Source organism: Alteromonas lipotrueae (assembly GCF_019249215.1).
Taxonomy (GTDB): Bacteria; Pseudomonadota; Gammaproteobacteria; order Enterobacterales; family Alteromonadaceae; genus Alteromonas; species Alteromonas lipotrueae.
On the sequence record NZ_JAESDI010000002.1, the window covers coordinates 1 to 26,131 of the forward strand.

A 26,131-nucleotide genomic window follows, 5' to 3' on the forward strand; every position below is an offset into this window, starting at 1 on the left:
GAGCGGGAAACGAGATTCGAACTCGCGACCCCGACCTTGGCAAGGTCGTGCTCTACCAACTGAGCTATTCCCGCATACAAAAAAAGGCACTTCGTTTTGAAGTGGTGCGCATTGTACAAAAATAATTTTATTTGGCAACCATTAATTGGATTTTTTTGTACAAACGCACCTTTCCCGCTTAAATCGTGAACACTTTCTCACGATAGTAGCGCATTTCTTCAATAGACTCGCGAATGTCATCAAGGGCTAGGTGAACCCCCTTTTTATCAAATCCATCTAATACTTCTGGCTTCCATCGCTTAATCAGCTCTTTTACGCTGCTCACATCAATACTGCGGTAATGAAAGTAATCTTCTAGCTCTGGCATGTACTTCACCATAAAGCGTCTGTCTTGCCCTATAGTGTTTCCGCACAAAGGAGATTTACCGGCATCAACATAGTCAGATAAAAACGCCATTGTTTGACGGGCGGCTTCAGCTTCATTCACCGAACTGGCTCGACAACGTGCAGTAAGCCCAGTTTCACCGTGTACACGCGTACACCACTCATCCATATTATCAAGTACATCATCAGGCTGATGCACTGCAATAACGGGGCCTTCAGCAAGCACATTTAGCTGTGCATCTGTCACTATGGTTGCAATTTCCATCACCACACAAGTCTCTGGATCGAGCCCTGTCATCTCCATATCAATCCACACTAAATTACTGTCGTGCTTTGTCATCGGCTTCCTCTTAGTACTGAGGCATGGCAACCATGCCCTACAAACGTTATTATAAGCGCAGTATACGTGAACTAGAAAAGAATCGTGGCGAAAAAACCAAAACTTACACATAGACAGAAACGCCAAGTCGCAGCTAACAGAAGCAAACGGCTGCAAGATAAGCATGGTGACAACAAGCAAACGTCAGTAGATGAAAGCCAACTAATGAGCGGCGTTGTGACGGGTCGCTTTGGCAAACATGCCGATGTTGAAGACGCCGAGGGCAATGTGTCACGGTGTCATATCCGCCGCACAGTAGACTCTGTGGTATGTGGTGATAAAGTACTATTCAGTAAAGGCGACGATGCCGACTCTGGTAGTGTACGTGGTGTTATTGAAATAGTTAACGATCGCCATTCAGTCCTCACTCGCCCCGACTTTTACGACGGCATAAAGCCCATTGCGGCTAATATCGATAAAATTATTGTGGTAAGCGCTACCCTTCCATCACTCTCTACGCACATTATCGACCGCTATTTAGTGGCTTGTGAAGACATTGGCATTACCCCTTTTATTGTTTTAAACAAAGTGGAGCTCCTTTCACAAAGCGAAAGAGAAACCATTAATGAACAATTAAAGGTTTATAACGATTTAGGTTATGAAGTGCTTTTCACCAGCTGTAAGACCGGTGAAGGCATTGATGAACTTAATGCCTATCTTGATAACAATGTAAGTGTTTTCGTAGGTCAATCGGGTGTAGGGAAATCTAGCTTAATTAATAAAGTATTACCTGGTGCCGACATACTCACCGGTGAAGTATCAGATAACTCAGGCTTAGGCCAACACACCACTACCGCAGCCAAACTACTGCATTTACCGGCTGGCGGTGATTTAATAGATTCTCCAGGCGTCCGTGAGTTTGGCTTATGGCACATTCCTACCGAACGCATTACTTGGGGCTTTATTGAATTTAGGGATTACTTAGGTGGGTGTAAATTCCGTGACTGTAAACACCTTAACGACCCTGGCTGCATTCTTCGGGAAGCCGTAGAAGAAGGTAAGATTAATGCCGAGCGTTTTGCTAGCTACCACAAAATATTAACCACCATGGACGAGCAACGTCCGAGCCACAGCCAACCACCTGGCGCATAAGGCTTATATTTACGCTTTGTTTGGCTTGTTGAAACAGAATATAGACACGACTTCAACAAGCCCAACCTTTCTGGCTTATTCCAAGTTTGTAGCATACATAATCTTAAAGTTGCTTACGCGCTTATAAGTTAGGGTACAATTAACCTGTCTTTTTAATGGAGAGCTTTCGTGCTGGACTGGCTTAAAATAAACTTACAATACATTACCCCTAAACATTTGTTGTCTCGCCTAGTAGGCAAATTAGCGGCAGCAGAGCTTGGTGGTTTCACTACGTTTCTTATCAAGCTTTTCATCAAGCAATATAATGTTGATATGAGCGAGGCATTGCATTCAGATCCTGCGCATTATCGCAGTTTCAATGCCTTCTTTACTCGCCCACTAAAACCTGAAGTGCGCACCGTTGACCCACGAGAAGACGTGTTAATTCAAGCGGTAGATGGGGCGGTAAGTCAATTTGGCGACATTGAAGCTGACAGTATATTTCAAGCTAAAGGACACGATTACAGCCTAACCAGCTTATTAGGCGGTAAGCCAGATTTAGCGGCGCCGTTTAAAGACGGAAAATTTGCCACCATTTATTTAGCCCCTCGAGACTACCACCGCATTCATATGCCGGTAGAGGGCACGCTTACCGACATGGTTTATGTGCCTGGTGAGTTGTTTTCTGTAAACCCGCTTACCGCACAAAACATTCCAAGTTTATTTGCCCGTAACGAGCGCGTTGTGGCGTTATTCGATACGCCCGTAGGCAAAATGGCTATGGTACTAGTGGGTGCTACGATTGTTGCCAGTATAGAAACCGTTTGGGCAGGTACTGTATCGCCGCCTACCGGTAAAAATGTACAACATTGGACTTACGAGAAAGATACCGAAGCGAGCGTTCACCTTGCAAAAGGTGACGAACTAGGTCGCTTTAAACTAGGCTCTACCATTGTGGTATGTTTCGAAAAAGACATGATAGATTTTGATGCATTAGCGCCTGGGCAAATAACTCGCCTAGGTGAACCTATGGCTTTTGTTACGAACGCGCCAGTAAATACTGATGCGAGCGCTGATTTAGGCGATAACACTGGCGATGACGCAAGCGCTGATTTAGGCACGCAAGCGACAACAAGCTAGTTTATGAATGCAGTAAAACGAAGTTTGATATCACTGCACTTTACCGTTGCATTGTTGGGCGGTACCGCACTTTTTTCACATTTAGTGCCCCTGAGTGCCAGTGATATCACGCTAATGCGATCGGTATTTGCCTGTATCGCATTATTTCTCTTTCTAAAATTTTCTAGCGAAAATTTGACGCTGGCAAGCCGCAAAGATTATCTGATAGCCATAGGGCTAGGTATCTTGATGGCCCTGCACTGGGTAACCTACTTCGCCGCAATGCAATACTCTAGTGTGTCGGTGGGTATGATTGCACTATTCACGTTTCCGGTGATTACGGTACTGATAGAGCCGTTCTTCGAAAAAGTAAGCTTGGTATGGCAAGATATTGTATCTGCGCTGACCGTTATTGCAGGCGTCTATTTTATTGTGCCTGAAACGTCACTGGATAATGACATCACTTTAGGGGTGCTGATTGGCGTAGGTTCTGCGGTGCTTTACGCGTTCAGAAACCTAATACATCGAAAACACTTCAAACAATACAGTGGCGCTAAAGCCATGGCATGGCAAACCTTAGTGATTGCTATTTTCCTGCTACCTACCGGCAGTAATGAAATTGCAAATGCCCCGATGAGTGCATGGTTAATGCTTTTGCTATTAGGTACGGTTTTTACCGCGTTGCCACATGCACTAATTGCGGCAAGTTTACGGCATTTACGCGCTAAAACTTTTTCGCTGATTGCCTGTATGCAGCCTTTCTACGGGGTTATTCTTGCCGTATTGCTGCTGGATGAAAACCCCAGTGGAAGCACACTTTTAGGTGGTATTCTTATCACCTCAGCATCTATCTACGAAACCTTAAATACCCATAAGCTACACGGTAAGTCAGAAAAGGACAGCGACTAAATGCTTATTATTGCCCACAGGGGCGCGAGTACGCTTGCGCCTGAAAACACGCTTAAAGCATTTACGCTAGCCTTCGAGCAGCAATCTGATGGTATAGAATTCGACACCTACCAGCATGATGACGCCATTATAGTATTTCACGATAAAACCCTTGTGCGCACCACAAACGGTTCAGGATTTTTATTACAAACTTCACTGGCGGATTTAAAGCAGCTAGATGCTGGGGAAGGTGAAGTTATTCCTACCTTGGAAGAAGTGCTGGCTACCGTACCAGATGGTGCGCTGTGTAATATTGAAGTGAAGCACTTGCGCAATGCTGAAGCCTGGGTGCAAGACGTAAAGTGTGCAGTAGAAGATGCACAGATAAACTCAAATTCCTTACTTATTTCTTCGTTTAATCACCATTGGCTAGCCGAAATAAGCGCATTATGGCCACAGGTGGCTATTGGCGCATTAACCGCCACCTACGCACTTGATGCAACGTACTGTGCCCGTCAGCTTAAAGCGAAATCGATTAATATTGCGTTAGATGTGGTGAATGCTGATTTTGTGAATGCGGCGAAGCAAGCAGGATTGGATGTGTATGTTTATACGGTAGACGAGCCAGAAGATATGCTGCAATTGAAGCTATGGGGCGTGAGCGGTATTTTTACCAACGTGCCGGATATTGCAAAGCGAGTTCTGGGTTAGGAAGCTAAAATTTAGCGTTATTTTTAAAGCTTGGGGCGTAAAGCTTGAGTTAAAAATTTATGCCAGTTAGCTTACGGAAGCGGCTATTCTACTTCGGTAGATAAGTGATTAGAGAATACCGTTTCTTTACAGCACTTACATTGACGGCACAAACGCATGTTAATCCAATGCCCTGCCACAATAAGTAAAGCCCCCACAGCGATGGTGAACGGCTCATAGGCTTCACCAAACATGTTCTTGTTCCAATAAATTGCACCTCCCGTAAACAGCAACGCCAACGGATAATAACGGCCGTGATAGCGTGTGGCCCCGCCGATAAGTGCAACCGCACCAATAAATAACGAAATGGTTAATATAGTACGTTCAAACCAAACCTGTGCGAAAAACGATGAACCAATAAGTGGCAATAATGGCACAACAACAGGCAGCGCTAGGCAATGCAACGCACACAAGCTCGACACCCAAATGCCAAGTCTGTCTAATTTTGTTGGATTGTCATCTACCGGATTCATTTACTGTACCTTTACAACATCAAAAACTTTAAAACACGCCACTTTACACATGCGCTTTAGTCTTAAGGGCATTGCTTATATTAACAATAGCCGCACGTGCACTGTAGACGCAGAGTAACTCTGCCAGAGACGTTATAATATAACATTTTAAAGGGAATGCGAAACTTTCCCCTATGATATTTTAAATCTTTAACAGAACAAAATGCCATAAGTGAAGATTCAGGTCCGGAAATGGCTGATTATTAAAAGATTAAATGTCGACCGGCTAATCACGGAAAAAGCAGAAAGGAAGAAAAAGGTAGCGCTTATTACTTCAATGAAACTAACAAGGGCTATTCATTAGGCGCGGCCGCTTCGGTTTCTAACAGCGACTTTTGATGAACCTCTTTTACCAAAGCGTTATTGGAGATGCTATAGGAGGTATTAGCCACCTGTGTGAAATAATCGTTTACCGACGCTAAAGAGATCCCCTCGTTAGCGAGGCTAGGCAAACTGTGCGCTAAAAAGGTAATAGTTTCTGGATAAGGGTGTGCAATAACCACAACGGTGCCGTTTCGTTTAGCCAATCGTTTTGTGTATTCGAATTGCTTACTAAGCGATGCTACTGAGCGATCGTTATCAAGAAACACCTGCCGACTTGCGTTCGGCACCCCCACTCTATCCGCCACCTGTTGCGCTGTGGTATTTACGCTGGTTCGACTATCTACAAAGAAGAGTCCTTGGCGCTTTATCTCTTCCATAATGGTTTGCATGGCAGGCTCTTCAACCGTAAATGCACTGCCCATATGATTGTTAACCCCCACTGCATTTGGCACACTTTTAAGTGCTGCTCTTAGCGTGTGAGTAATGGCAGCAGGATACATATCGGTAGATAACCCTAAGGGTCCCATGGCTTTGCCACTGGTCGATTGCATTGGCATGTGTAACATGACAGCGCGGCCTTGTTGCTCTGCTTTACGTGAAATAGTTTGCGCAAGAGGGGTTTGCGGAAGGATGGAAAAGGTCACTTCACTGGGAAGCGCAAATGCCGCCATATCTGATTTTCTATAACCCAGATCATCAAGAATAATAATAACACGAGGCTTTACTGGGATAGTCGCTGACGCAGCAGCATGACTGGTAAAGCTACTCATTAAAATTAACGATAAAATACACAGACGCCAAAGCACCTTCATCTACGTTTCTTCACTTCCATTATTGATTTTATTATTTCCACGCGCACTGCTGATATTAACAACGAGATACTATGCCTAAAAAGAACTGAGCCTAATAAGAGCTGAGCCTGACAACAATAGTTTGGCTACATCTTGGCTCCGTTGAACCAGCATTAATGCAGCATACCAATTTACAAAAAGGAAACAAGCACTGCTGAGCAGTTGTTAGCATGTAAAGGTTGCGTAAAGAGTGACCACTAAGCTCAATTTCCGCTTTAATAGTCGATAAGGTTAAAACGTATACTAATTATTGTGGAGTAATTATGATTTCTTCTGTAAACAGCTCGGCCATGCAAGCTGGCATGTCGCCTCGCCCTGAAGGCAAAGCACTTAGCGATACACAAAAAGAGTCCGTGAGTGCTATTCTGTCATCTTACGATCCCGAAAACCTATCAAGCGAAGATGCGGCTTCTATTGTAGAGCAATTCAAAGAGGCTGGTATTGAGCCAAGTAAATCATTGAATACCGCGTTAAGCAGTGCTGGATTTGAAGGTAAGAATATTGCTGAATTAGCGGGAATGGGTAAACCACCGCCTCCACCGCAACAAGAAGCATCGAATTTACCTGACAATTCAACATTTTCGATAACGGTGTAACCGCGGAAAAAGTTAACTTTTCGCAGTGTAGTGTGCTTGGCGATTAGTTAAACCAAGCGGTGGGATTTAACGCTTTTCCCTTGTGGCGTATTTCAAAATACAAATTAGGGTAATCTTGTCCGCCGCTTCTGCCTACCAAGGCAATACTTTCGCCTAAAAGAATATCGTCGCCAGCTTGTTTCAACAACGCTTGGTTGTGCCCGTAAACACTCATGTAACCTTCTCCATGATCGACAATGGCCACTAAACCAAACCCGCGAAGCCAATCGGCATAAAGTACTTTGCCCGATGCCACGCTCTTTACCGCTTCGCCTTCCGAACCATCGATAATAATACCTTTCCAGCGCACTTGTCCTTGCCTGCGATTGCCAAAGAGTTTACGAATGTGACCTTCAACAGGCACTGACAACTTACCCTTTAACTTGGCTAACCCATCTAGTGATACCTTAGCTCTAGCCGCAGCGCGTTCAGCGGCAATACGGGCAGCTTCAATAGCATCAAGTAAAGCCTTTTCATTTGCCTGCAAGGTGGCAATTCGTCCGCTTTCACTGGCAATGGTTTTGTTGAGTTTTACTAAGGTTTGCTTTCTATCATCTTGGCGAGTGAGTAACACCCCGCGCTGACTTTCTTGTGTCTTGCGAAGGGCAAGCAAAGATTCCGCTTTATCAGCAAGCTCTTCGGTTACCGCTTCAAGGCGAGCCACGTTGTCTCTAAATCGGGTAATTTCTTGCTGACGTGCTTTTGCCAAATATTGATAATACGTAATGACCCGTTCGAAATTACGGGCATCTTCTTGATAAAATAGCATTTTGGCGTAGTCGTAATGCCCCGCCATAAAAGCACTTTTCAATTGACTTGAAAGCAAGGACTGTTGCTGGCGAATGGCTTCTTTTAACCCTTCCTGCTCTTTTACCAGCGCTTCTTCTTCCGCTAACACACTATTTAATTGCTGTTTGTTTTGCGCCAACGCTTTCGCCACTTTCGCTATTTCAAGCTCTGAGCGCTTGAGTACTTGCTCAAGTTCTTGTGCGCTAGCTTTGTTATTTTCTAAAACCTGCTGACGCGCTCTTAATTCAACTTGTAGCTCTGCCAGCTTCTCTTGGCTAACATCTTGCGCCTTTACGGTAGATGAGACTAAACCCATACCGAATATGACAGCAAGTAAACAGACAATTGTGCAAAATCGTTGAATAAACATAAAAAGGTAATAGCGGCCTTTAGCGGTGTATTGGTGGCAAAAACAAATTGCAGAATCCGCCTACAATCATGATGATAGTTAGCGTATCAGTGTATCTGAGGGCTAGATTAAATCCCAGTGCAATTTGATTGTAATATCAAGCCGCTATTGTACCGCGCACAATTACAAGACACGCTTGACTATTGCAGGGTGGTTTCTCGCCCGTTTTTCTATATACTTTGCACTCTTTTTATGGTCTGTAGACAAGGTTAGAAGTAATGGATCAGCTAATAGCGTTTGCCAGCGATAATATTGTACTTGCTGGTGTATGGGTTGCTTTGGTAGGCATGTTGGTGTTTAGCTACATTTCAACGTTTACCTCTTCAATCAAAGAAGTAAATACACACGAAGCCACTTTGTTAATGAATAAAGACGACGCAGTTGTCTTTGATACTCGTGCGGCAAAAGACTTTAAAGCAGGGCACATTTTAGGTGCTAGACAAATAAAACCGGAAGAATTGCGCGAGAAAAACTTCGCTAAGCTTGAAAACAGCAAAGATAAACCCATTATCGTTGTATGCGCTATGGGCAATCAAGCTCGTGGTACAGCCGGTGCGATGTCGAAAGCAGGCTTCACTAATGTGAAAGTTCTTAAAGGCGGCATGAACGCGTGGCAAAGTGCAAGTTTACCGATTTCAAAATAATAGGCGATCATAGTGAGTAAAGTAGAAATTTACACCAAGGGCCATTGCCCATACTGCCATCGTGCTAAAGCACTTCTCGCACAGAAAGGTGTTGAGTTTCAAGAGTACCCTATTGATGTTCAGCCAGAGTTGCGTGACGTGATGATTGAGCGCGCGAATGGCGGTTGGACAGTGCCACAAATTTTCATCGACGATAAGCTTGTAGGTGGCTGCGATGACATGATGGCACTAGAAGCACAGCAAAAACTAAATCCTATGCTTGGGTTAGCATAACGCGTCAGCGCGTAAAGCAACGCAATACATTAAAGTAAAACGACAATTAAACAGGAAATATCATGGCTGACGATAATCAGACTACTAACGGCGCCGCAGCAGGCGACCAAGCGCAAGCCCCTCAATTCAACATTCAGCGTATCTTCACTAAAGATATCTCTTTTGAATCGCCAAATGCGCCGGCTATTTTCACGAAAGAGTGGAAGCCAGAAATTAAGCTAGATATTGACACTAGCACCAACAAACTAGACGAAAACGTTTACGAAGTGGTGTTATCAGTAACAGTTACCGCTACACTTGGCGAAGAAACTGCATTCTTATGTGAAGTTCAGCAAGCCGGTATTTTTGCCATTGGTGAAATGCCAGATCAGAACAAAGCGCATACGCTAGGTTCATTCTGCCCGAACATGCTTTTCCCTTATGCACGTGAAACGATTTCAAACCTTGTGAACCGTGGAACTTTCCCTCCACTAAATTTAGCGCCAGTTAACTTCGACGCTATCTTCGCTGCTTACGTTCAAAAGCGTGCACAGCAAGCACAAGGCGAAACGCCTAAGATGGACGCGTAAGCACCATTATGATGAACCCGAATTCGGTTTCAGTATTAGGGGCGGGGTCTTATGGCACCGCCCTTGCTTTTTGTTTAGCCCGAAATGGCAACCCTACTTTGCTGTGGGGTCGCGACGAAAAGCACATGGAAGCACTGGCCTCAAGTAGAGAAAACGCGCGCTATTTGCCAGGTGCTACCTTCCCTGATGCGCTTAGTGTAGATGCCAATTTAGAAACGGTCATTGCCGCAAGCCAAGATATCCTTGTGGTGGTGCCAAGCCACGGCTTTGCTGCAATGCTTCATAGCATTAAGCCTTTGTTGCAGCCTAACCATAGAATTATTTGGGCAACCAAAGGGCTTGAACCTAAAACCGGCAGATTGCTTCGAGAAGTTGCAGAAGAGATTCTGGGTACTGCCTATCCGCTAGCCGTATTATCAGGCCCCACATTCGCGAAAGAAATGGTGGCTGGCTTGCCTACTGCTATTTCGTTATCGTCCACCGACAACACTTTCGCTGACGAATTTGCCGCTAAGCTACATTGCGCGAAATCGTTTAGGGTATACAAAAACCCAGACTTCACCGGCGTACAATTAGGCGGTGCAGTGAAAAACGTGATTGCCATAGGCGCTGGTTTGGCAGATGGGTTAGGTTTTGGTGCGAATGCCCGTACCGCATTGATTACTCGTGGTCTTGCAGAGCTTACACGTCTTGGCGTGAAGCTAGGTGCTCAGCCGGAAACCTTTATGGGCATGGCTGGCCTTGGCGACTTAGTACTCACCTGCACCGATAATCAATCACGTAATCGTCGATTTGGCTTAGCCTTAGGCCAAGGTAAATCTGTCGATACTGCCATTGAAGAAATTGGGCAAGTGGTAGAAGGCTATCGCAACACGGAAGAAGTACATGTGTTATCACATAAAGTAGGTGTTGAGATGCCAATTTGCGAGCAGATTTATGCTGTGCTTTATCATGGCAAATCGCCCAAAGAAGCCGCATTAACCTTGCTCGGCCGCGATCTTAAAAACGAAGCCTAACTAAACAAATTATACAAAATTGATAAAACGCGCAGCGTCAACACTGCGCGTTTTTTATGTCTAGCGCGCGCCGTCGTAGCCTAACTGGCGCCAGCTTTCATACACAAAAACCGATACCGCATTCGATAAATTCATACTTCTGCTGTCGGGTAACATGGGAATACGTACCCGCTGTTCTGGCGGTAGCGCGTCAATAACATCGTCGGGCAAACCTCTGGTCTCTGGCCCAAACAATAAAGCATCACCCTTCTTGTATTGAGCGTCACTGTGAAATGCTTTGCCCTTCGTGGTGCAAGCGTAAATACGACTTGGCTTTTCAGTTTCAATGTAAGCTTCCAATGAGGCATGGCGCTTAACGTGGGCAAATTCGTGGTAATCCAGCCCTGCCCTACGTACACGCTTATCGTCCCACTCAAACCCAAGCGGCTCAATCAAATGCAGCATAAAGCCGCTGTTGGCACATAAGCGGATAATATTTCCCGTATTGGGGGGAATTTCTGGCTGGTAAAGTACGATGTCTAACATGCTGGCTCACTGTCGAAATGCTAAATTGCCACGCTTTTAAATGGCGATATGACGTACGGGCGCTCATCGCCCATCTACTTTATTTTACGCACTTAAAAAATCAAATACAGTAGAAAGTGCGGCATCGCGAATGTCGTCCGATTCGGTAAGCACCTCATGATACGCCACAGGTATAATTTCTACCTGAGCATTGGGGAACTTTGCCGCCACACGACGTTGGCGTTTGTTCTCTATAATACTGTCGCCATCAGCACTTAAGATTAACGATCGCGTAGTAATCGAGGCCGCATTGAGTTCAATGGTATTCATCGCGGCTTGCGCTGCACGTAACCATTCGGTGGTTACACCACCAAGTTGAATTTGGCGCTCTTCATCATACAGCTGACGAAATAAGCTGTAGCGGTTTTTACTATGCGTAAGCTTATTAAGGGCATAAGGAAAGGCAATATAAGGGGTTTGCCCAAAAAAGTAACCCGACTCGCGCTTTTTCAGTTTATTGATACTAAGCCCAACCTTTATAAGGCTATTGGCCAACCAGTTTGGTAGCGCAGGTTTAATACCAAACATGGGGGATGCGAGTACTGCTTTGTCGAACAAGCTAGGGTCTCTTAACAGGGTTAGTGCGCCAATAGCGCCGCCCATAGAATGGCAAAGTAACTGCAACTCGCCCTGTTGTCGCGGCATGACAATATCATTTACGAAGGTGATTAAATCATCCACATAATCGGCAAAATCTGCCACGTATCCGTGTTGAGGATCGTGAGTCATACGCCCCGATAGCCCTTGACCTCGGTGATCAAGAATGAAAACTGCAAAGCCATTTTGGTACAAATCAAACATGAGCTCTTTGTATTTTAAGTACGACTCGATACGCCCAGAACTGATCACTACCGTGGATTTCGGGTTTTCTGGTATGCACCACGCGTAGCGTACATCAATACTGTCTTTACCAACAAACTCGCCAAGGGTGACAGAAGTTTGCCAAAAAGGATTAATTGCAGTGGCAAACGTTGAAGCTAAGTCTTGCTCTGACGTAAACGTCCAGCTCATAGAAGCATATCCTAATAGAATTGTGACGCAGTGATGATTTGAACGCTACACGGCAGTGCGAAGCTATGCGCGTTAACGGTTTTCTAACTTACGAGGGAAGGACAGTGTGACACATAAGCCACCTTCTTCTCTTGTCACTGCTTTAATAGCGCCATGATGCAATTCTACAGCAGCTTTTGCAATGGATAAGCCCAACCCCACCCCGCCAGAGGCTCTTTCTCGGGCTAAGGTTGCACGATAAAAAGGGGCAAATACCCGCTCGCACTCCTCACTTGATAAACCTTCACCATCGTCGCAAATGGTCACTGCCCACTCCGATTCTGTAACGTTAAACTCAACCGTCGTTAAATATGCGCTGTGGCGGATGGCGTTACGTAATACATTCTCTACCGCTCGGCAAAGTAAAACTTGGTCTACCAACACGGTCAACTTGGGTATTTCATCGATATCGAGGGCTTTGTTGCTATTCGCGGCTTCAAACTGCCCGTCGGTAAAAATGTCGCTAAACAACAAAGATAATGAATAAGACGAGAAGGTAGTTACCCCGTTTTCAGCGCGGCTCAGTTCCAGCAATTGCGTCACTAAGGCTTCCATACGCTCGGCCTCTCGCTCAATACGCGCCAGCGAGGCTGGGTCTACATTTTGCTGATGTGCCAAGCCAAGTGCCATTTGTAATCGAGCCAATGGAGAACGAAGTTCATGGGATATATCTGCCAGCAAGCGCTTTTGAGCGCTCCACATTTTCTCTAATTGATTGGCCATAGAGTTGAAATCTCTGCCCAACTGGCCTAGCTCGTCTTGGCGCTTATCCGTGTTACAGATACGCGTTTCCCAGTGTCCACCGGATAACAAGCGTGCAGATTTCTGAATTCGCAGAATAGGACGGGTGAGCGATTTTGCGAACAACCATGACAGTAAAGAGGTAGTTATGATGGCAATACAAAGAAACAATATGAAAGGCGGCGCATTTTCGCTAGGGCCCTCAAATTTTGCTAAGAAAAGCCCGAAACGTCGTCCATCACGCTCAAAAAAAACGGGGCCTGTAATTTTTAGCGCGCCACGATTTAGTGTGATGGGCACTTTTTGATCTATGATGCGCTTTATGTCACGTTTGTCATCTTGGGGGATTGGCGGTCCTCCTGACGTTATTACCATGCCGGAATCAACATCCACAGCAATAATTCTGCCTCTCACACCCCGCGCATTCCTGTCTAAAACCATCCTTAGCGGCGTACGAATAGAGCGATCACGAGAGACCCCCTCAAGAACTCTTTCTAGCTGGCTAACTTCTTTTGGCGATGCACTATTGACTTGAAGCTCTTCAAAGAAAAAACGACTTCCCCACCCAGCCAGCACAGCGGTAACAATAAAGGTAGCCCAAAACCATAAAAACAAGCGCCCCATAATGGCGCGAGCAGGATTTATTTTACGAAAAAACGTCATTGACCAGATAGCAACATATAACCCACGCCGCGGATGGTTTTAATTTTTTCAATATGACTAATAGCGGCTATTTTTTTGCGCAAGTTACTTACGTGCATATCGATACTTCTATCAAACGCTTGAAGAGATTTACCTAATACCTTCAAACTGATTTCTTCTTTCGTCACTCGGCTTCCTGTGTTTAGCATAAGCAACCGAAGAATAGAAAATTCTGTACTGGTTAAGGTCATTTCAACCTCACCGACTTTGGCGACTTGGCTACTGGTGCTTAAAAACAATTCATTCACAACCAAGTCTTGCTCAATAGTACCACCGCTGTTGGTCAATGCTAGTCTACGGAATATGGCTTTAATTCGCGCGACCAGCTCTCTATGATTGAACGGCTTTGGCAAGTAGTCGTCGGCACCTAGCTCTAACCCTAGAATGCGGTCGTAGTCATCACCGCGCGCCGTCAACATAAGCACAGGTGTAGCATGACTTATTCTTAACTTTTTAAGTACGTCGAAGCCATCCATTTTAGGCATCATAACATCAAGCAGAATAAGGTCGTAATGACCGCCGGCCGTCGCTTCCGCCAACCCTGACTGCCCGTCATTACTGACGTGAATTTGATACCCCATACTTGAAAGGTAGGTGGCTAGCATGTCAGTTAGTTCATTATCATCATCGATAATAAGAATGGACTGCAAATGAAACTCTGAACTCATGTTTTTGAAACCTACGACGGCTTGATTCATCTTTCGGATACCCAAGTATAATGCATAGAGGAATGACAACGATTAAATACTGCGCGCTGCGTTAAAAAACTAGGAAACGCAACGAGCGACGACCTAGCCATTCCCACACACAAACGATGGAAATGATAAACTTTGTGACCGATAGAATCTGCGTATGGTTCAAACTTTACACAAGCTTTACAATGCGTTGACTGCTTTTGGCCGCAGAGCTAGTAATATTCTGGGGTGCGAATACAAAGGAGACGCCCGTGAAATCAATTCTCATTGCTGGGTTATTAGCGACCACTTTTACCCTAGCCCACAGCGCAAATGCGGCCCCTCAAGGCCCCAAAATGCGTGATCATGCTCCTGGGATGGAAATGATCAAAACCTTAAGCCGCCTTTCTCTTTCTTCAGAGCAAATGGATGAGGTGAAAAAGCTTGTTACCGCGTTTAAAGCCAATCATGAACGCCCAGACGCCTCGCCGGAGCACCCAGACAAGCCCGACCTCGCTACCCTTTCAGAAAGTGAAATTCGTAGCCTTGTAGAAACCAGAATACTGAAACAACAATCGCATCATTTTGCTAGTGCAGAACTTCGCAATGCAATTTATGGACTTTTAACCGAATCGCAGCGCGCGTTACTTTCTGAGCAAAAATCAGCACAGGATGCCAGAAGAAGCTCAATGCAAGATGAAGCGCAAAATAGACCGCAAGGCAAGCCATTTGGGGCCCGCAGAGGTAACCCGTTAAATAACCTTAGACCGCCGTTTGAAGCACTTCAACTGACTGACGAGCAGTTAGCATCACTTGAAACCTTAAACGCCACTTTTCGTGAAACCCGCTTTCAACTTAAAATGACACTGGATGAACTCAGAGACGCTGAGCAAGCCCTTGTGCGAAGTGGCAATTTCTCCGAATCTGCATGGGATGCACTTTACGCTGAATATAAAGATGATCTCGTTAATGCAGCAATAGAAAATATTACTCATAAACAAGCCACGTTTGCGGTACTTACCGACGCCCAGAAAACTGAGCTACAGCAAAGGCGAGAAAATGTGGACGCGCTTCGCCGTTTGTTCAGCGATAATTAACACTACTCGCTAGAAAAAGATAACAACATGGAACATAAGCAAAGACGCAAACTTTAGTTTGCGTCTTTTTTTTGTACTGGCGACACTATGTCATATAAGTGAACTGCCGATTCTGCGCCTTCAACCTTTAACACACTCACTTCATCCCCTAAATGGGTAATGGCGAATTGTCCATCTTCTACCGGTAACATAACGCTCTTAGTTGGTGATAAAAGTACCGGTAACGACTGCTGCTTGTACAACTGAAAGCTGTCGCCTTCGCGGATACCTTGGGCAAGACCTAAATCGACAATCAACTGCTGGTTACTGGTATTAACCACGCGCGCAAAGGTAGGCTCGCAGGTAATAGCGGCAGATATATCGGTTACTGCTGCATTTACGGTGTTTAATACCATTCGCCCATACTCACTGCGCCAGAATAAGCTGTTGTTAGTATCGACTTGATAGCTATTTTCAAACTCCCAATCTGCTTCACTGTGATAACTGTCGTTATAAATGATACGTTGCCTGAAGGTATCTAGCACGAACACTTGAAGGGTAAAGTTGCGCCTAACCGCTACCTCGTCGCTGCTAAAAAAGGACTCACTTTGTGCTATTTGCTCAAACAGACTTACATCTTTAATGTAGCCGAATAGTGCGAACTGCTGACCATAGGTATCGCGTAAGTAAGTCGATTTTTGTTGTAACTCTACGCCTGAAAGTGCTTCGGCAGACCACATATCGGCGCTAGTCATGGCTTGTGATATCTGCATGACATTAGGTGTATCCGCGGTATTTTTCAGTTGCTGCGCAAATCGTTGTGTAATGTGTTTACCAATATTATAAATACCGCCTGTGGCCGCCTGTCGTGAGTCGAGTAAGGCAAAGTGCGTCACCAGCAAACGCTTTTGAAAACGATTGGGTTCACAATCAAACAAGGGAGTTAGATTGACATTCACCACTACCGATAGGACATTGCCTTTAACGCTTTCGCTAATGATTTCAACCCGCTGTATTCGGCCTGCTGTACGAAGCTCGGCTTTGCTGCTGAGTATTAACCCATTGATTAGAACATCTTCGGCAGCAATAACACTTCCGCTCTTGTAAGACGCATCCGCGATAGCATTTTTAATCACTGTAGGGCGCACAGAATCTAAGTCTGCACCGGTAAAATTGAGACTTGCTTCACCTTGTACCCATATCGCCATGGCCGGGACATGCCACAGCGTTAATAGTGCTATACCCAGACGAAGATAGCCTTTCATACTTTTCACCTATTAACCGAATATTGCGAACAATTTGTCTATCACAGAGCGCTCTTGATTCTCTTGCAAATCACCGGTTCCACTATATTCAATGAGTGCGTTGCCTACTTTTGAAGACACCACTGTATTGCTTTCATCAACGTCTTGCTTGCGTACTTCACCAGAAAAGCGAATGTATTCTTTTCCTTTATTCATGGTTATCCATTTTTCCCCTGTGACCAGCAGGTTTCCCGCAGGCGTAATGGCGGTGACGTAAACCGTAATGCTGCCTTGCAATGAGTTTGACTGGCTTGATTGAGCCGAACTGGTAAATTCACTGTCTCGTCCGTGGTCTACTTCAAGATCATCGCCTTCAATTTGAATTCCCCCTACCCGCACAGTTAAAGGTTCTATATCAAAGGTGCTGTTTTTATCTTGGTTGTAATCAAGTGACTTCTCAGACTGGGTGGTCTCATCCAGTTTTATTAGAATCATATCGCCCACTTTGTACTGACTATGGCGCTGGTATAAACCCATGGCTAGCTCCGGGTTAAACAAAGAGCCACTAGGAATACGAACTTGTTCAACAGGATAAGCCCGCGGTGGAGCATAAGTGGGATCGCCGGGCGCAGGGTTATCAGAGGTAGGCGAGATGGCTCGTTGCTCTACTTTTGGGTTAGTTGGACTGCTTGCCACCACTTCTTCTTCTTGTGAAACCGTTTGGGCGCAACCGGTCATTGTAAAGATTATGGCAAGAAACACTTTCTGGCATCGATTTTTCATAATGTGCTCTGAAGGAAATAAAAAATAATGTTAATTAAATGCCATCCATGACCCGAACAGGAGCAAGTTTAAACGAATAATTTCCACACGAAATACGTTCTTTAGTAACTTTGCAAAACCTTTACAAAACAATGATATGCCTGCGGGTATGGGGGAGTTATGGCCATTGAAACATCGACACAAGGCACAATAAATTCGTTGCTTTCAGCAGTACCATTAACGGGGGACAATTCCACCTCGAATACGGCAGAGGAAGCGGCAACAACTAGCCAGTCTTTGCCGTCTATGTTTGCCGCTTTGTTGTCAAATGAAGAAGCTAGCAATGACGAAACGTCAGATTCACAAAGCAGTACTAGTACAAGTCAATTTGATACCAGCTTGTTATCGAACCTCGTCCCTGATGACGCCATTAGTCTAATGCAAAACCAATTGCTTGGTGCGCTACAAAATAATGTCTTCGCGGCGCTTACTGCGGCAGCATCAACGTCTTCAACCGATACCGAAACACAAGCATCAAGCAGCGCTGCTATTTCAACTACCACTTCAACTTCTGTAGAAGCAGCAAGTACTGAAATCGATGCCGAAACAACCTCGATGTTCGATAGCATGATGACATCGGCATTTGGTGAGGACGGGCTGGGGCTTCAAGACGGGTTCGACGCACTAAATATTGTGAACCACTTGCCAGTTGTGTCTGATATTTATGAGGCGACGACATCAAGCCATATTGCGGCGGCATCCAGTATGGCAGGCAGCTTCTTATATGGTGGCCTCGGCGGATTACTTTATAACGCCGTCGACCTAACTGTAGAGGGGCTTACCGGTAAGAGTATCTCAACTAATTTATGGGATGCGGGCAAACAAATAATAAATGGTAATACGGCCACTGAAAGCACAGGTGAAAATAGCCTAATGATAGATGAGGCCGATGGCGAGACATCATCAACACCTGCCAGTGACGTTTATGAATTTGTACGTCGACAAGCTGGTGGCTAAGGGGTTACGCAAACTTTGGGGAGGTAACGTACGAGAGCTATAAGCGGCGGCTAGCGCCGCCACGCTTAAAAATTGGGCTTAATTGGTTTGTATTCAGACGATAAGAAAAGTGGTGACGTTACCATTAAATCGGCGGTGGCTGGCGTACATGCCACTGGCACATTCCACACTGAACATAATCGCAATAGTGCGCGAACATCAGGGTCGTGAGGAGCTGCGTTTAACGGATCCCAAAAGAAAAACAGCGCATCAAGTCTGTTTTCAGCGATTAATGCACCAATTTGCTGATCGCCGCCAAGTGGACCACTTTTAAACCGTTTTACTACTAGTCCGGTTTCGTCACTAATGAGCCCGCCTGTAGTACCTGTTGCCACTAGGTCACATTGTTTCATTATTTCGATATGATTATGAACCCATGCCAGTAATTCAGGCTTTTTATGATCGTGAGCGACTAGCGCAACGGTAAGTTTACTCATACTTAGAAATTCCAACTGTCGTTTGTTTAACCATGGATAATCCGTATCTTCGCCGATTTATGCGATAATTAGTATAAATATTCAGTTTTATACACTCAATTGTCAACATTATGTCATATCTCAGTGGCTACTATAGACAAAACTCCTCACAAGCTATTTCGTGCCAATTCTTCGGCGCTGAAAACTTAAAATATTTATACATTTTTATTGCATAAATATTCCATATAAGTAAACTAGGTGACGGTTAAGGCATCCAACCCACTTTAGGGTTGATACAGACACAGGAAGCACTGATGACACAACCAACTCTCGTTCATGGTAGTAATACTGGGAACGTAAAAGAGTTAACCTCTCCCCTGGATAGCTGCACATTGCATGGCTTGCGACGACGATTGTCTGCGAATATGCTTTTTCGGTAGCACACTTTTTACCTTTGTAATGTGGTAGCGGTTAGGCAAAGGATTACGCCAAATCAGTTTACAAAGGTAAAAAGTGATTTTTTTCTCCATTTATTGAATTTTTCATTATGTATAACGTTTCGATTATTGGTGCCAGTGGTTACACCGGCGCACAGCTAGTTCAATTAGTTCATCAACATCCTGCTTTGTCGCTTGAGGGTACTTATGTCTCTGAAAATAGCGCTGATACGGGCAAAAACATTGCGGCTCTGCATGGCAATCTAGCCCACCTCAACTATACGTTGACGCCTATTAGTAATGACATATTAGTCGAGCTGGCCGCCGAGATGGACTTCGTATTGTTAGCAACGCCGCATGAAGCTAGCCACGACTGGATGGAAACTTTGTCTGCGGGCAAAGCAAAAATACTCGACTTATCTGGTGCATTTAGAATTAAAGACACCCAAGTTTTTGAGCAGTTTTATGGTTTCCCTCATACCGCAAAAGCCAGTTTGAGCGAGGCGGTATACGGTCTGGCGGAATGGTACGAAGACGATATTGCACAAGCAGATATCATTGCAGTACCTGGCTGCTACCCAACTGCGAGCTTGTCAGCACTGAAACCTTTGGCTGCAAATGGCCTATTAGATGATGCGGTTCGCCCTGTGATCAACGCGGTATCGGGTGTCTCGGGAGCAGGCAGAAAAGCCAGTCTAACGTCAAGTTTCTATGAAGTTAGCTTGCAAGCTTACGGTGTGCTTGGTCATCGCCATACGCCAGAAATTGAAGCCTATTTAGCGACGCCGGTTATATTTACTCCTCATTTAGGCAACTTTAAACGGGGCATACTTGCCACTGTTACGGTTAAGTTAAATAAGGGAGTGACTAGCGCTCAACTAGATGCCGCCTTTACCGAAGCATATGCTAATGCGCCTTTGGTAAGATTACGCGAAAGCTTCCCTAAAATTGACGATGTGGCGCATACGCCTTTTGTTGATTTACACTGGAAGTTTGATGAAACATCTGGTTATGCAGTAGTGACGGCAGCCATCGACAATGTTATGAAAGGGGCAGCATCCCAGGCGATTCAGTGCCTTAACATTATGACTGCCCAACCGGTTGAAACAGGACTCGTGCAATAATGAACAGTTCACCCGTTGTAATAAAAGTGGGCGGTGCATTGCTAGACGACGCAGCCGCTATGCAAAAGCTATTTTTAAGCATTAAACACGTCAGCCAATCACGCCCTGTCGCCGTGGTTCACGGTGGTGGTCCTTTGGTTGAAACCCTCATGGCAAGTTTAGGCTTGGCAAGCACCAAAATTGATGGTTTGCGGGTTACCCCGGATGAGCATATGCCTTATATCTGTGGTGCATTAGCCGGCGCTGCAAACAAACAGTTATGTGCTGCGGCGATTGCCTCAGGATTAACGCCCGTCGGTCTTTCTTTACTTGATGGCAATATGGTAGTGTGCCAACCGATGGCTGAGAAATATGGCGCTGTGGGCATTCCTTCAACTGCCGATGCCTCTTTCCTTAAGAGTGCATTAGCGCAAGCCACATTACCGATTATAAGCTCAATTGGCAGTAGTCCTGAAGGGCGTTTGTTGAATATCAACGCAGATCAAGCCGCCACTGTCGTTGCCGAGTTGCTTGATGCTGAATTATTGTTGCTATCGAACGTTGATGGTGTACTTGATGCTGACAAGCAACTCATTGAAGTGCTTAATCACGATTCAATTACCGAGCTAGCACATGCAGGGGTGATTACCGACGGTATGAAAGTTAAGGTAGACGCCGCGCTGCAGTCTGCCAATACCCTTGGACACCCGGTTTATATTGCTAGCTGGACGGCTGACATAACTGATATTTTAAATAAGAATACGGGCACGCAGGTATTACCTACATCGCAAGCACCGGAACATGGCGTACTAGGAGACGCATTATGAAACAAGACCTACTGACTTTTTCCAATTGGACACCCGAAGCAATGCATAAGCTGTTGAATTTGGCTGTTGAAATTAAGCAATCACCTTCGAGCTACAGCAATGTATTAGCCGGAAAATCGGTAGTCGCCTTGTTTGAAAAGCCTTCCTTGCGTACCCGTGTCAGCTTCGATATTGGTATTAATCGCTTAGGCGGCCACATGGTGTATCTAGATAGCCAAGGTGGAAAACTTGCAGGCCGTGAAGACGCGGTCGATATGGCGGCTAATCTAGCATGCTGGGCAGATGCTATTGTCGCCCGAGTTTTTTCTCACAACACGTTAGAGCAGTTCTCTACTGCCTCTAAAGTGCCTGTAGTCAACGCACTCTGCGACAAGTATCACCCTTGTCAGGCATTAGCCGATTACCTCACCGTATTCGAACGCTTTGGTAAGACCCAAGGCATTACCATGGCCTACATTGGTGATGGCAATAATGTAACCCACTCTTTGTTAATTGCAGGTGCATTATTAGGCTGCAATCAAGTAGTGGTTACGCCAGAAGGTCACGAATGTGATGCCGAGATTGTCGCGCATGCTAAAAAGCTTGCCGAAAAAACGGGCGCGACCATCGTTGAAAGCCACGACGTTAGCGCTGCAAACGGCGCTGATGTGATCTACGCTGATACCTGGTTGTCGATGGGTGACGAAACGCCGCTGGCTGATATTAAAGCGAAATTTATGCCGTATCAGGTCAATGAAGCGCTGATGGAATCTACCGGTGCAAGCTATGTAATGCACTGCCAACCGGCACACCGCGACCTAGAAATTACAGGTTCGTTGATTGATAGCGACAAGTCGTTACTAATGCAACAAGCCGAAAATAGAATGCATGGCCAAAACGCCATTCTCACTCAATTATTAAGTGCCTAAGAGGACTCTTTTAGATGCAAAACGTAAAGAAAATCGTACTCGCCTATTCAGGCGGCCTTGACACTTCAGCCATCATTCCATGGCTTAAAGAAAACTATCACTGCGAAGTCGTTGCCTTTGCGGCCGATGTTGGCCAAGGCGATGAAGAACTAGAAGGTTTGCATGAAAAAGCAATCGCTTCAGGTGCTAGTGAATGTCACATCGTTGACTTAAAAGAAGAGTTCGTGCGCGAATACATATACCCCACCATTAAAACGGGCGCGGTATATGAAGGCGAATACCTACTTGGTACATCAATGGCTCGCCCGGTTATTGCCAAAGCGCAAGTTGAAATTGCCTTAAAAGTAGGTGCTGATGCACTTTGCCATGGTTGTACCGGTAAAGGTAACGACCAAGTTCGCTTTGAAAGTACCTTCGCTGCCCTTGCACCACAGCTCACTGTTATTGCGCCATGGCGAGAGTGGGACATGGTATCGCGTGAAGACCTATTGGCTTATTTAGCTGAGCGTAATATCGAAACCACGGCATCTGCCACCAAAATCTACAGCCGCGATGCAAACGCATGGCATATTTCCCACGAAGGCGGGGAATTAGAAGATCCATGGCAAGAGCCAACCAAACAAATCTGGACCATGACGGTTGATCCAGAAGATGCTCCAGATGCACCTGAGCGTGTTACGCTTTCTTTCAATGAAGGTGAACTCACTCACGTTGACGGTGAAGCCTTATCGCCTTACCAAGCGCTGGTTAAGCTAAACACAGTGGCAGCTGCACACGGTGTGGGTCGTATTGACATTGTTGAAAACCGTTTAGTGGGCATGAAGTCTCGTGGTTGTTATGAAACACCAGGGGGCACGGTAATGCTTAAAGCATACAAAGCCCTTGAAACGATGGTGCTTGATAAAGCCGCGCTTAAATACCGTGAGCAAATTGGCCTTGAGTTCTCGCACGTAATGTACGACGGCCGTTGGTTCACTGCCTTAAATGATGCCTTACTAGCGGGCGCAGAATCTTTCGCTAAGAAAGTGACTGGCGACATCGTAGTGAAACTTTATAAAGGTCAGGCGACCGTTACACAACGCCGCTCACCTAACAGCCTTTACTCTGAAGATTTTGCTACCTTTGGTGCAGATGACGTTTACGACCAAAAACACGCTGAAGGCTTTATTCGCCTGTTCAGCCTTTCAAGTCGTATTGCTGCATTAAAAAATCAAGGTTAAGGAGTAACACATGGCATTGTGGGGTGGTCGATTCGAATCAGGCGCTAGTAGCATGTTCAAGCAGGTTAACGATTCGTTGCCGTTTGACCAAGTGATGGCAAGCCAAGATATTCAAGGCTCTATTAGCTGGTCTCGTGCGCTGCAAAAAGCAGGCGTACTGACCACAGACGAACAAGCACAACTTGAAGGTGCACTAAGCGATTTGAAAGCGAAAGCTGACGCGGGTGAACTAGACTTTAACGCTTCTAGCGAAGAAGACATTCATAGCTTTGTTGAGTCTGCACTTATTGAACAACTTGGTGATATTGGCCGCAAACTTCATACGGGCCGAAGCCGTAACGATCAGGTAGCTACAGATTTTCGTTTGTGGGTGCGTGAGCATATTGCGTCACTTCGTAGTGATGTTGTGGCCGTTATTCGCTCACTCCTTAATGCCGCAAGTCGTCACCAGGAAGCCATTATTCCTGGTTACACCCACTTGCAACGTGCTCAGCCTATACACTTTGCTCACTGGTGCTTAGCATATGTTGAAATGTTTAAGCGCGACTTAAGCCGCTTAGACGATTTAAAAGACCGTATGAATCAGTGCCCACTGGGCTCTGGTGCATTAGCGGGTACGACTTACCCCGTTGACCGCCACGCTATTGCACAAGAGTTAGGCTTTGACTCGCCATGCTTAAACAGTCTAGATGCTGTATCAGACAGAGATTTCGTATTAGAGCTTTTGTTTGTCGCGAGCACCAGCATGATGCACCTGTCTCGCGTGGCCGAAGACATGATTTTTTATAACTCTGGCGAAGCGGGCTTCTTGCAGCTTGGCGATAGCGTAACCTCAGGTTCGTCGCTAATGCCACAGAAGAAAAACCCTGACGCATTAGAACTTATGCGCGGTAAATGTGGCCGTGTATTCGGTTCACTGCAAGCCTTGCTGGTGACCATGAAAGGTTTACCTCTTGCGTACAACAAAGATATGCAAGAAGACAAAGAAGGTGCCATCGACACGGTAAACCAATGGCATATTTGTTTGTGCATTGCTTCCGAGGTGCTCGATTCATTGCAACTTAATGAAGAGCGTTGCCGCGAAGCCGCGACACAAGGTTTTGCCAACGCCACTGAGCTTGCCGACTACTTAGTAGGCAAGGGTATTCCGTTTAGAACGGGTCATGATATTGCCGGTAAAGTGGTACTAGAAGCCATTGAAGCAGGCTGTGCGATTGAAGATTTACCATTAGAAAGCTTGCAAGCTGTATGCGATAAAATTGAAGATGATGTTTATACCGTATTGCAATTAGAGTACGGCGTAAATCAGCGCAACATATTAGGTGGCACTAGCAAAGAAACAGTGACTAAAGCACTGTATCAAGAGCTAGAAAACCTAGATAAGCAAGGGTAATCACATGGTGCTTGCCCATCATGACGGCGTTAAACTTTTCAGGAGTTCACTGCCGTATATCAATGCTCATCAAGGGAAAACCTTTGTTTTGATGTTCGGTGGCGAAGCCATTGAACATCCTAACTTCCCCAATATTATTCATGACATTGCCCTGCTGAATACCTTAGGTGTTCGCGTGGTAGTAGTACATGGTGCACGCCCGCAGATTGATCAACGCGTGGCCCTTCGCAACATTGAAGGTCGATTTGAAAATGGCGTGCGTATTACCGACAAGCAAACCCTAGAGTGCGTTAAAGATGCCGCAGGCTCTGTGCGCTCACAAGTAGAAGCCTTACTTACCATGGGACTACCTAATTCACCGATGCACGGCGCACAAATTCGGGTGTGTTCAGGTAATTTGGTGGTTGCTAAGCCTATGGGTGTGCGAAATGGCATTGATTTCGAAAATACCGGCATGGTTCGCCGTATTGATACCACCGGCATTAACGACCACTTAAACGATGGTTCTATTGTGTTGCTCTCCCCTATGGGGTATTCAGCTACAGGGGAAGTATTTAATCTTTCCCATGAAGATGTAGCCACTCAAGCGGCCATTGCGCTTAAGGCTGATAAGCTCATTGTGTTTTCTAACTTCGACGGTATTTACAATAGTGAAGAAAAGTTACTTCGCACTATTGAGCGCCCGCAGCTAGAACAGCTCATTATGAGTGGCAATATCACTACCGAAGATACCGTTTTGCGTGCCCTTACCACCAGCGTAGCCGCTGGTGTGCCAAGAGCGCACTGCATTAGTTACGAAAAAGACGGCGCATTGCTGCAAGAGCTCTTTACCCGCGATGGTACAGGCTCGTTGGTGATGGAACATCACTACGAACAACTGCGTGCCGCGACTATTGATGATGTGGGTGGCATTTTAAAACTCATTAAACCGCTAGAAGAAAGTGGTGTATTGGTTAAGCGCTCACGTGAACGGCTGGAAAGTGAAATCAATCAATTTATTGTAATTGTTCGGGACGGGATGATCATCGCGTGTGCGGCGCTTTACCTTTACCCCGAAGATGGTTGCGCTGAATTAGCCTGTGTAGCTACCCACCCTGATTATCGCGGTAAAAATCGTGGTGAACGAATTTTAGATGAAGTTAAAATACGAGCCCGCGAAGCGGATATCAATCGTGTATTCGTGCTTACTACAGTTACTGCGCACTGGTTTTTAGAGCAAGGTTTTGAACACGCAGATATTAGTGCTCTGCCAGAAGTGAAAAAAGAACTTTATAACTTTCAGCGTAACTCTAAAGTGTTCACCCTAAACATATAGATTATGATTTAGCGCGCACCTTAAAAGAAA

Annotated in this window: 28 protein-coding genes and 1 tRNA gene; 17 read left to right on the plus strand and 12 right to left on the minus strand. The window is 45.5% G+C overall.

The window, feature by feature from the left end; all coding sequences use genetic code 11:
* Position 1: 1 nt before the first annotated feature.
* Both JKP82_RS01770 and orn read right to left on the minus strand, forming a co-directional pair.
* A tRNA-Gly gene (locus JKP82_RS01770) sits at positions 2-74 on the minus strand.
* Positions 75-178: 104 nt separating this feature from the next.
* Positions 179-724 carry an oligoribonuclease gene (orn, locus tag JKP82_RS01775; RefSeq protein WP_013785622.1) on the minus strand — a complete coding sequence of 182 codons (546 nt, stop codon included), beginning with the start codon at positions 722-724 and terminating at the stop codon, positions 179-181.
* 84 nt (positions 725-808) lie between these two features.
* On the opposite strand from orn, the gene rsgA reads away from it, so the two are divergent.
* The 4 genes from rsgA to JKP82_RS01795 all read left to right on the plus strand — a co-directional run bounded on the left by rsgA (position 809) and on the right by JKP82_RS01795 (position 4,552).
* Positions 809-1,855: a small ribosomal subunit biogenesis GTPase RsgA gene (rsgA, locus tag JKP82_RS01780; protein ID WP_126872918.1), complete on the plus strand. Its 1,047-nt coding sequence runs from the start codon at positions 809-811 to the stop codon at positions 1,853-1,855.
* A 168-nt stretch (positions 1,856-2,023) separates the two neighbouring features.
* Entirely contained in the window at positions 2,024-2,974 is a 951-nt protein-coding gene (gene asd / locus JKP82_RS01785) for an archaetidylserine decarboxylase (RefSeq protein ID WP_218395598.1), read from the plus strand.
* A gap of 3 nt (positions 2,975-2,977) precedes the next feature.
* A complete protein-coding gene (locus JKP82_RS01790) occupies positions 2,978-3,862 on the plus strand; it encodes a DMT family transporter (RefSeq protein ID WP_218395600.1) in 885 nt (294 codons plus the stop codon).
* Entirely contained in the window at positions 3,863-4,552 is a 690-nt protein-coding gene (locus JKP82_RS01795) for a glycerophosphodiester phosphodiesterase (RefSeq protein ID WP_159528373.1), read from the plus strand. It abuts the gene before it with no gap.
* A gap of 83 nt (positions 4,553-4,635) precedes the next feature.
* Here JKP82_RS01795 and JKP82_RS01800 read toward each other — a convergent pair whose 3' ends face one another.
* Positions 4,636-5,064 (minus strand): MerC domain-containing protein, encoded by a 429-nt coding sequence (locus JKP82_RS01800; RefSeq protein WP_159528371.1) that lies wholly within the window; start codon positions 5,062-5,064, stop codon positions 4,636-4,638.
* A 332-nt stretch (positions 5,065-5,396) separates the two neighbouring features.
* The gene (locus tag JKP82_RS01805; protein WP_218395602.1) at positions 5,397-6,239 is read right to left on the minus strand and encodes a divergent polysaccharide deacetylase family protein; all 843 of its coding nucleotides are present in this window, start codon (positions 6,237-6,239) and stop codon (positions 5,397-5,399) included.
* Between the two features lie 302 nt (positions 6,240-6,541).
* Between JKP82_RS01805 and JKP82_RS01810 the strand changes: the two genes are divergently transcribed.
* Positions 6,542-6,874: a hypothetical protein gene (locus tag JKP82_RS01810; protein WP_218395604.1), complete on the plus strand. Its 333-nt coding sequence runs from the start codon at positions 6,542-6,544 to the stop codon at positions 6,872-6,874.
* A gap of 43 nt (positions 6,875-6,917) precedes the next feature.
* On the opposite strand, the gene JKP82_RS01815 is transcribed toward JKP82_RS01810, so the two are convergent.
* Positions 6,918-8,018 carry a murein hydrolase activator EnvC family protein gene (locus JKP82_RS01815; RefSeq protein WP_373996582.1) on the minus strand — a complete coding sequence of 367 codons (1,101 nt, stop codon included), beginning with the start codon at positions 8,016-8,018 and terminating at the stop codon, positions 6,918-6,920.
* A 311-nt stretch (positions 8,019-8,329) separates the two neighbouring features.
* Here JKP82_RS01815 and JKP82_RS01820 point away from each other — a divergent pair, with 311 nt between their 5' ends.
* From JKP82_RS01820 to gpsA, 4 genes are all read left to right on the plus strand, one after another.
* On the plus strand, positions 8,330-8,755 hold the full coding sequence (locus JKP82_RS01820) for a rhodanese-like domain-containing protein (RefSeq protein ID WP_159528363.1): 426 nt from the start codon (positions 8,330-8,332) through the stop codon (positions 8,753-8,755).
* Between the two features lie 12 nt (positions 8,756-8,767).
* Positions 8,768-9,028, plus strand: coding sequence for a glutaredoxin 3 (gene grxC / locus JKP82_RS01825; RefSeq protein WP_159528361.1), 261 nt, complete (start codon positions 8,768-8,770; stop codon positions 9,026-9,028).
* A 62-nt stretch (positions 9,029-9,090) separates the two neighbouring features.
* Complete coding sequence (secB, locus tag JKP82_RS01830; protein WP_218395606.1) at positions 9,091-9,597, plus strand: protein-export chaperone SecB; 507 nt, start codon at positions 9,091-9,093, stop codon at positions 9,595-9,597.
* Positions 9,598-9,608: 11 nt separating this feature from the next.
* Positions 9,609-10,613 carry an NAD(P)H-dependent glycerol-3-phosphate dehydrogenase gene (gene gpsA, locus JKP82_RS01835; protein WP_218395854.1) on the plus strand — a complete coding sequence of 335 codons (1,005 nt, stop codon included), beginning with the start codon at positions 9,609-9,611 and terminating at the stop codon, positions 10,611-10,613.
* Positions 10,614-10,673: 60 nt separating this feature from the next.
* On the opposite strand, the gene trmL is transcribed toward gpsA, so the two are convergent.
* The 4 genes from trmL to JKP82_RS01855 all read right to left on the minus strand — a co-directional run bounded on the left by trmL (position 10,674) and on the right by JKP82_RS01855 (position 14,368).
* Complete coding sequence (gene trmL, locus JKP82_RS01840) at positions 10,674-11,138, minus strand: tRNA (uridine(34)/cytosine(34)/5-carboxymethylaminomethyluridine(34)-2'-O)-methyltransferase TrmL (RefSeq protein WP_218395608.1); 465 nt, start codon at positions 11,136-11,138, stop codon at positions 10,674-10,676.
* 84 nt (positions 11,139-11,222) lie between these two features.
* A complete protein-coding gene (locus tag JKP82_RS01845) occupies positions 11,223-12,188 on the minus strand; it encodes an alpha/beta fold hydrolase (RefSeq protein ID WP_159528357.1) in 966 nt (321 codons plus the stop codon).
* 72 nt (positions 12,189-12,260) lie between these two features.
* Positions 12,261-13,631, minus strand: coding sequence for an ATP-binding protein (locus JKP82_RS01850; RefSeq protein ID WP_159528355.1), 1,371 nt, complete (start codon positions 13,629-13,631; stop codon positions 12,261-12,263).
* Positions 13,628-14,368 carry a response regulator transcription factor gene (locus JKP82_RS01855; RefSeq protein ID WP_159528353.1) on the minus strand — a complete coding sequence of 247 codons (741 nt, stop codon included), beginning with the start codon at positions 14,366-14,368 and terminating at the stop codon, positions 13,628-13,630. The genes JKP82_RS01850 and JKP82_RS01855 overlap by 4 nt, the downstream gene beginning before the upstream one ends.
* Before the next feature lie 248 nt (positions 14,369-14,616).
* On the opposite strand from JKP82_RS01855, the gene JKP82_RS01860 reads away from it, so the two are divergent.
* A complete protein-coding gene (locus tag JKP82_RS01860; protein ID WP_218395610.1) occupies positions 14,617-15,441 on the plus strand; it encodes a Spy/CpxP family protein refolding chaperone in 825 nt (274 codons plus the stop codon).
* Positions 15,442-15,494: 53 nt separating this feature from the next.
* On the opposite strand, the gene JKP82_RS01865 is transcribed toward JKP82_RS01860, so the two are convergent.
* Together JKP82_RS01865 and JKP82_RS01870 are read right to left on the minus strand one after the other, a co-directional pair.
* Positions 15,495-16,685, minus strand: coding sequence for a flagellar assembly protein T N-terminal domain-containing protein (locus JKP82_RS01865; RefSeq protein ID WP_218395612.1), 1,191 nt, complete (start codon positions 16,683-16,685; stop codon positions 15,495-15,497).
* A 12-nt stretch (positions 16,686-16,697) separates the two neighbouring features.
* The gene (locus tag JKP82_RS01870; RefSeq protein ID WP_218395614.1) at positions 16,698-17,447 is read right to left on the minus strand and encodes a flagellar basal body L-ring protein FlgH; all 750 of its coding nucleotides are present in this window, start codon (positions 17,445-17,447) and stop codon (positions 16,698-16,700) included.
* A gap of 159 nt (positions 17,448-17,606) precedes the next feature.
* Here JKP82_RS01870 and JKP82_RS01875 point away from each other — a divergent pair, with 159 nt between their 5' ends.
* The gene (locus JKP82_RS01875) at positions 17,607-18,443 is read left to right on the plus strand and encodes a hypothetical protein (protein WP_218395616.1); all 837 of its coding nucleotides are present in this window, start codon (positions 17,607-17,609) and stop codon (positions 18,441-18,443) included.
* 65 nt (positions 18,444-18,508) lie between these two features.
* On the opposite strand, the gene JKP82_RS01880 is transcribed toward JKP82_RS01875, so the two are convergent.
* Positions 18,509-18,919 carry a methylglyoxal synthase gene (locus tag JKP82_RS01880; protein WP_159528343.1) on the minus strand — a complete coding sequence of 137 codons (411 nt, stop codon included), beginning with the start codon at positions 18,917-18,919 and terminating at the stop codon, positions 18,509-18,511.
* Between the two features lie 526 nt (positions 18,920-19,445).
* Here JKP82_RS01880 and argC point away from each other — a divergent pair.
* The 6 genes from argC to argA are packed head-to-tail and all read left to right on the plus strand — an operon-like array spanning position 19,446 to position 26,101.
* Entirely contained in the window at positions 19,446-20,459 is a 1,014-nt protein-coding gene (gene argC / locus JKP82_RS01885) for an N-acetyl-gamma-glutamyl-phosphate reductase (protein ID WP_218395618.1), read from the plus strand.
* A complete protein-coding gene (gene argB, locus JKP82_RS01890) occupies positions 20,459-21,265 on the plus strand; it encodes an acetylglutamate kinase (protein WP_159528339.1) in 807 nt (268 codons plus the stop codon). The genes argC and argB overlap by 1 nt, the downstream gene beginning before the upstream one ends.
* The gene (locus JKP82_RS01895; RefSeq protein WP_218395620.1) at positions 21,262-22,173 is read left to right on the plus strand and encodes an ornithine carbamoyltransferase; all 912 of its coding nucleotides are present in this window, start codon (positions 21,262-21,264) and stop codon (positions 22,171-22,173) included. The genes argB and JKP82_RS01895 overlap by 4 nt, the downstream gene beginning before the upstream one ends.
* A 14-nt stretch (positions 22,174-22,187) precedes the next feature.
* Positions 22,188-23,393 carry an argininosuccinate synthase gene (locus JKP82_RS01900; RefSeq protein WP_159528335.1) on the plus strand — a complete coding sequence of 402 codons (1,206 nt, stop codon included), beginning with the start codon at positions 22,188-22,190 and terminating at the stop codon, positions 23,391-23,393.
* A 10-nt stretch (positions 23,394-23,403) separates the two neighbouring features.
* The gene (argH, locus tag JKP82_RS01905; RefSeq protein ID WP_159528333.1) at positions 23,404-24,786 is read left to right on the plus strand and encodes an argininosuccinate lyase; all 1,383 of its coding nucleotides are present in this window, start codon (positions 23,404-23,406) and stop codon (positions 24,784-24,786) included.
* A gap of 4 nt (positions 24,787-24,790) precedes the next feature.
* Positions 24,791-26,101 (plus strand): amino-acid N-acetyltransferase, encoded by a 1,311-nt coding sequence (argA, locus tag JKP82_RS01910; protein WP_159528331.1) that lies wholly within the window; start codon positions 24,791-24,793, stop codon positions 26,099-26,101.
* The last annotated feature ends 30 nt before the right edge of the window (positions 26,102-26,131 follow it).